This window comes from Caballeronia arationis, assembly GCF_001544975.2.
Lineage (GTDB): Bacteria > Pseudomonadota > Gammaproteobacteria > Burkholderiales > Burkholderiaceae > Caballeronia > Caballeronia arationis.
Genome location: NZ_FCOG02000256.1, coordinates 1 through 4,997 on the forward strand (window position 1 = coordinate 1; position 4,997 = coordinate 4,997).

Sequence of the window (4,997 nt, forward strand, 5' to 3'; positions counted from 1 at the left end):
ACTCGACCTCGTCCTGCTTCACACGGTGGGGGATTTTAGGCGACCACAACTGGGGGAGTTTCAACTGACCGTCCGGGGACATACGCCATCAGCCCGATTTCACGCCCCGTTTGATACGGGAGGAGCTCAGGGAATTTGACGCACACCTTGACCAGGTCTGCGGGCTGGCCGCATCTACGAGAAGGTTGCGCACGCGCATCGTACGGACGTTCCTATCGGAGCGATTCGGTGCATCGAGAATCAATATGGCACAGGTCAAACCGGAACATGTTCATCGATTTGTAGTTAGCCACATCGAAGGATGCAAGCCGAGCACCGGCAAAGTCCTTGGGATTGCACTACGGAGCTACTTGCGTTTCCGAGGTATGCACGGAGATCACGTCCGGTGCCTTATTGCCGCGATTCCGCAAATCGCCCAGTGGCGGTTCGCATCGTTACCACACACGCTATCTGAGGCGGAGCTGGAACGGTTTCTCAACGCATTCGATCGCAAATCCGCGATCGGCCGCAGAGACTACGCGATGGCCCGGTGTATGGTCGACCTGGGACTACGCGCCGGCGAAGTCGCTTCGCTACAGCTTGACGATCTAAACTGGCACGATGGGACGTTGCGGTTATCAGCAGGCAAGGCGCGGCGAACAGATGTGCTTCCATTGCCGCCCCGGACCGGTCGCGCAATTGCTCAATACCTGACTGACGGCCGCCCGGTCTCGGATAGCCGCGCGGTATTTCTGCGGCATCGCGCTCCACTCACTGAACCCGTCGGCTCGAGTGTCGTTCGCAATACCGTCCGCGCCGCTCATGCGCGATGCGGTAGTGATCCGTGTCGGCGGGGAACCCATGTTCTGCGACACAGCGTAGGAAGCCGATTGGTCCAGGCAGGAGTTCCCATGAAGGAGATCGCAGATATCCTTCGACACCGCTGCCTGGATACTACCGCGATTTACACCACGATCGATATCAGCGGTCTCGCCCGCGTCGCGCTGCCCTGGCCGGGGAGAGCATCATGAAGCGCAAAGTCAGGATGGTATCGCTCGCCGAGGACTACCTCGCGTCAAGACGTCGTCTCGGTTTCGACCTGCGGTGCACGGGACGCCGGCTGCTTGACTTTGCCCGCTTCTCCGACCGGACCGGCCATCAAGGCCCGTTGACCGTAAATCTGGCAGTGTCCTGGGCCCGGTCCGGACCACTTCAAGCGCCCATTACCTGGGGCCGCCGGATCGAGATCGTTCGCCCGTTCGCGAGGTATCTCCAACAATTTGACCCCGCCACCGAGGTTCCTGCACGTGACTTGTTCGGCCGGTGCCATCGCCGTCTGACACCGCACATCTATACCGATGCGGAGATCCGGGAACTGCTCGCCGCCGCTGTAACCTTGCCCTCGAAGGAGAAACTGCGCCCCGTCACCTACTCAACCCTGTTCGGGCTGATCGCAGCCACCGGACTGCGGATTGCTGAGGCGCTTAATCTGAGACGCGCAGATGTCGACCTGGATCACGGTTTGTTGATGATTCGGGAAACGAAGTATCGTAAGTCCCGCGTTGTTCCCCTTCATCCAACCGTCGTGCGAGAACTCGGACGCTACGTAAAGCTACGCGATCACGATTGGCCCGTCACGCTGAGCGATCATTTCTTCATTGTGCACGGAAGCAGCATGAAGATCAGTACGGTTGAGGCTGCCTTCGGGTCCTTGCGTTCACAGTTGGGATGGGTCGCCCGTGGTGATCATCCGGCTCCACGCATCCACGATCTGAGGCACTCGTTTATCTGTCGACGGGTGTTGCTCTGGTACCAGCAAGGGGTGGACGTCGACAACGCAATGGTCATGCTACGACTTACGTAGGGCACGCCAAGGTGACCGACACCTACTGGTATCTGACGGGCATCCCGGAATTGATGGCGATTGCAGCCCAGCGCTTTGAGCACTTTACGGAAGGAGTCTGTCATGTCTAGGCACAGGCAGTATTGTTCGTCGTCAAACTTCGCGGCGCTGCTACAGGAATTCTTCATTGAGCGCCTGATGCAACAACGGGCAGCCAGTCCGCAGACGATAGCCAGCTATCGGGATACATTTCGACTATTCCTTCAGTTTGCTCAGGCGCGTCTCCGTAAGTCGCCTGTCGACCTGGCGCTAGCGGACATCGACGTGGATCTGGTGCTGGCCTTCCTTCGCCATCTTCAGGACGATCGACATAATTGCGCGCGCACCCGGAATGCGCGGCTTGTTGCCATTCGTTCATTTCTGAAGTACGCGGCACTCAAGGATATTTCTGCGCTGGCTGTTATCCAAAGCACTCTAGCCATCCCGATGAAACGCTTCGACAGACCGCTCATCGGTCACCTATCGCGTGACGAGATCGAGGCACTACTCGCCGCACCCGACCCCAACACCTGGTGCGGGCAGCGGGACCGGGTACTGTTTGCAACTCTATACAATACTGGCGCGCGGGTTTCCGAACTGATCCGTCTGCGGGTGGGTGACGTTGTCCTGGATAAAGCGCCCTGTGCTCATATCCACGGCAAAGGCCGGAAACAGCGCACCGTACCTTTGTGGCGCTCAACCGCGAGCCAAATCAGAAGCTGGTTGCCGCGGATCGAGTCATCGCCTGACCAGATGCTGTTTCCCAATCGTTCGGGGAATCCGATGACACGCTCCAACGTTACGGATCGGCTCAAGCTCGCAGCGCGGACAGCCACCAGGCAATGTCCTCAACTATCAAGCCATCCCATCTCACCGCATGTCATCCGGCACTCGACTGGGACTCATCTGCTGCAATCGGGCGTTGACCTGAGTGTCATTGCACTGTGGCTTGGACACGAAAGCCCAGCCACTACTCACATGTACGTCGAGGCCGACCTCGCGATGAAGGAGCGTGCGCTCAATAAGTTGCAGCCGCCTCGCAGCAGAATCACGCGGTATCGACCGCCCGATCGCCTGATGCAGTTCCTTGAAAGCCTATAGTTATGCGCAGAGTCCACACCACGGCCCCACGGCTGGGCCAACCGCAGCACGGCTAACGGGTGTCCGTGGCGCGGAACTGTGCATAATCGCGAGATCGTCATAGCGCCGATCATGCAAATATTTCCATGAGCGCAAAGAACGATGCACGCCATTGACAACGCACACAATCGCCACGCTCAAAGCCTGGTTGCAAGAGCCCTCGCGCAACGGCGCGCACGCGTTGTTCCCTAATATAATCGGTGGTCGGCTCAGCTCTGACTCTGTGCAACATCTTCTGGGCAAGTATGTATCCACCGCGAGTGCCTGCTGCTCGTCCTTGACACGTAAGCGAATCACGCCACACGTCCTTCGGCACACCGCTGCAATGGAACTACTTCATGCCGGCGTCGACTGCTCCGTCATTGCGTTGTGGTTAGGAAACGAATCGGTCGAAACCACTCAGGTCTATTTGCACGCTCATTTAGCCCTCAAGGAAGCCGCACTGGCTAAAGTCAAGTCCTCGAACGGCAACCCATTGGGTCGATACCGCGCAGGCGATAAACTACTTGAGTTCCTAACCGCGTTGTGAAGCGTCCGACTATGCCGAACGCGCACGATGTACGATCGGCAGCGACGTCGCTTTTGCGGTGCCCAAATCGCCATCAGCCCCAGCCGTTCGGCATAGCACAGGATTCGGCATGATCGGCAAAGCTAAATGCGATAAACCCGCGCGCCTACCTCGAATACGTCCTGACCCACATCGCTGATCACAAGATCTCACGCATCGACGAATTGCTGCCATGGAACGTGGCCGACAAACTGAAGCCGGCCACTCCGCCTGCACCTTAACCGGATAGATCTGGAAGATTTGGATGGATCGTGTCCACGATCGCCGATCATGGACACGATCCCCCGTGATCTAAATGAATTCCACCACGCCATCACCATCATGCCTCACGCGCGCACGAATGAGGACCTCGCCCAGCCGAGTCGCTTACCCTCAAGCGCTATATTGCGCGGGAGGTCTATTCCGTAATCCGGCAGCGCAACCGCCAGATCGGACAGGTTCAAATTGCCCCTTGACCTTTAGAAGGGCGTCCAGGGGAGTCAATTCACCAGTACGGTCTTCACCGACGCGGTCCTCTCGCGCGGAATCGCTCTGTCGATGGATGGCAAGGGAAGCTGGCGGGACAACGTTTTTATCGAACGGCTGTGGCGCAGCGTGAAGTATGAAGAGATATATTTGAAGCCTATGAGTCCGTCGGCCAGGCACGGAAGTCGATCGCTAATTACCTGACGTGGTACAACCATCAAAGGCCTCATTCAAGTCTGTCGGACAAGACCCCGGAAGAAGCTTACTTCGCGAAGCTGCCCGCGATTGAATCGGCAGCGTGACCACCAGCGTTCCACTTAAAAATCGAAAAAACTGTCCGAACGAACGGGGCCACCTCTGACCAGCAATTGAGCGGTAGCGGTCTGCTTAAAAGGGAACCTCCGCGCTGAAGCCGGGCACTTTCGAGGCTGTTCCGTGCCACATCGACTCTAGAAAATGCTTAATGCATCGACTCCAATATTCGCTACTTTTTTGCTAGGTTTCCGCTGATAGCCACGAGGAGCGCGTTCAGCGACACGGGCTTACCCAAATGCGCATCGAACCCTGCACGTAGTGCCTCGGCAGCGTCCTGCTCGCGCCCGAAACCTGTTAAAGCGATCGCTGGAACCGCCCTACACGCCGGCAGTTCGCGCAACTTCGCAATCAGTTCATAGCCGTTCATCGTCGGCATGCCGATATCCGACAGGATGAGATCGAACTTGCTTTCGCTCGCGGCCTCGAGAGCTGCCTCGGGTCTCGATTCCGCTCTGACCTGCGCCCCTTCTAATTCAAGCAAAGTCCGGAACCCTTCGAGGCCTTCCAGCGAATCGTCGACAAGCAGTACGCGCAGTCCCTTCAGAATGCTGGGATCAGCGGTTTTATCCGCGCGCAATACCGGTGTGGATGGAGGAAGGTATGGCAACCATAGCCGGAAACAGGATCCTTGTCCCAATCCAGCCGAGG

Annotated in this window: 4 protein-coding genes and 3 pseudogenes; 6 read left to right on the top strand and 1 reads right to left on the bottom strand. The window is 57.7% G+C overall.

Annotation, left to right across the window (positions count from 1 at the left end; all coding sequences use genetic code 11):
• The first annotated feature begins 365 nt into the window (after positions 1-365).
• The 6 genes and pseudogenes from AWB81_RS40390 to AWB81_RS44365 form a co-directional block, all read left to right on the top strand.
• The gene (locus tag AWB81_RS40390) at positions 366-1,010 is read left to right on the top strand and encodes a site-specific integrase (protein ID WP_235026177.1); all 645 of its coding nucleotides are present in this window, start codon (positions 366-368) and stop codon (positions 1,008-1,010) included.
• Positions 1,007-1,843 (top strand): tyrosine-type recombinase/integrase, encoded by an 837-nt coding sequence (locus tag AWB81_RS40395; RefSeq protein WP_327373388.1) that lies wholly within the window; start codon positions 1,007-1,009, stop codon positions 1,841-1,843. Before AWB81_RS40390 ends, AWB81_RS40395 begins: the two co-directional genes overlap by 4 nt.
• A gap of 102 nt (positions 1,844-1,945) precedes the next feature.
• Positions 1,946-2,962, top strand: coding sequence for a tyrosine-type recombinase/integrase (locus AWB81_RS40400; RefSeq protein WP_062643971.1), 1,017 nt, complete (start codon positions 1,946-1,948; stop codon positions 2,960-2,962).
• 139 nt (positions 2,963-3,101) lie between these two features.
• A pseudogene (locus tag AWB81_RS48655) lies at positions 3,102-3,530 on the top strand (tyrosine-type recombinase/integrase); the annotation flags it as partial.
• 113 nt (positions 3,531-3,643) lie between these two features.
• Positions 3,644-3,790 (top strand): annotated as a pseudogene (locus AWB81_RS40410) (transposase domain-containing protein); the annotation flags it as partial.
• Between the two features lie 250 nt (positions 3,791-4,040).
• A pseudogene (locus AWB81_RS44365) lies at positions 4,041-4,336 on the top strand (transposase); the annotation flags it as partial.
• A 182-nt stretch (positions 4,337-4,518) separates the two neighbouring features.
• On the opposite strand, the gene AWB81_RS40420 reads toward AWB81_RS44365, so the two are convergent.
• Positions 4,519-4,997 (bottom strand): response regulator (locus tag AWB81_RS40420; protein WP_144444338.1); only part of this gene is annotated, 479 nt, incomplete at its 5' end.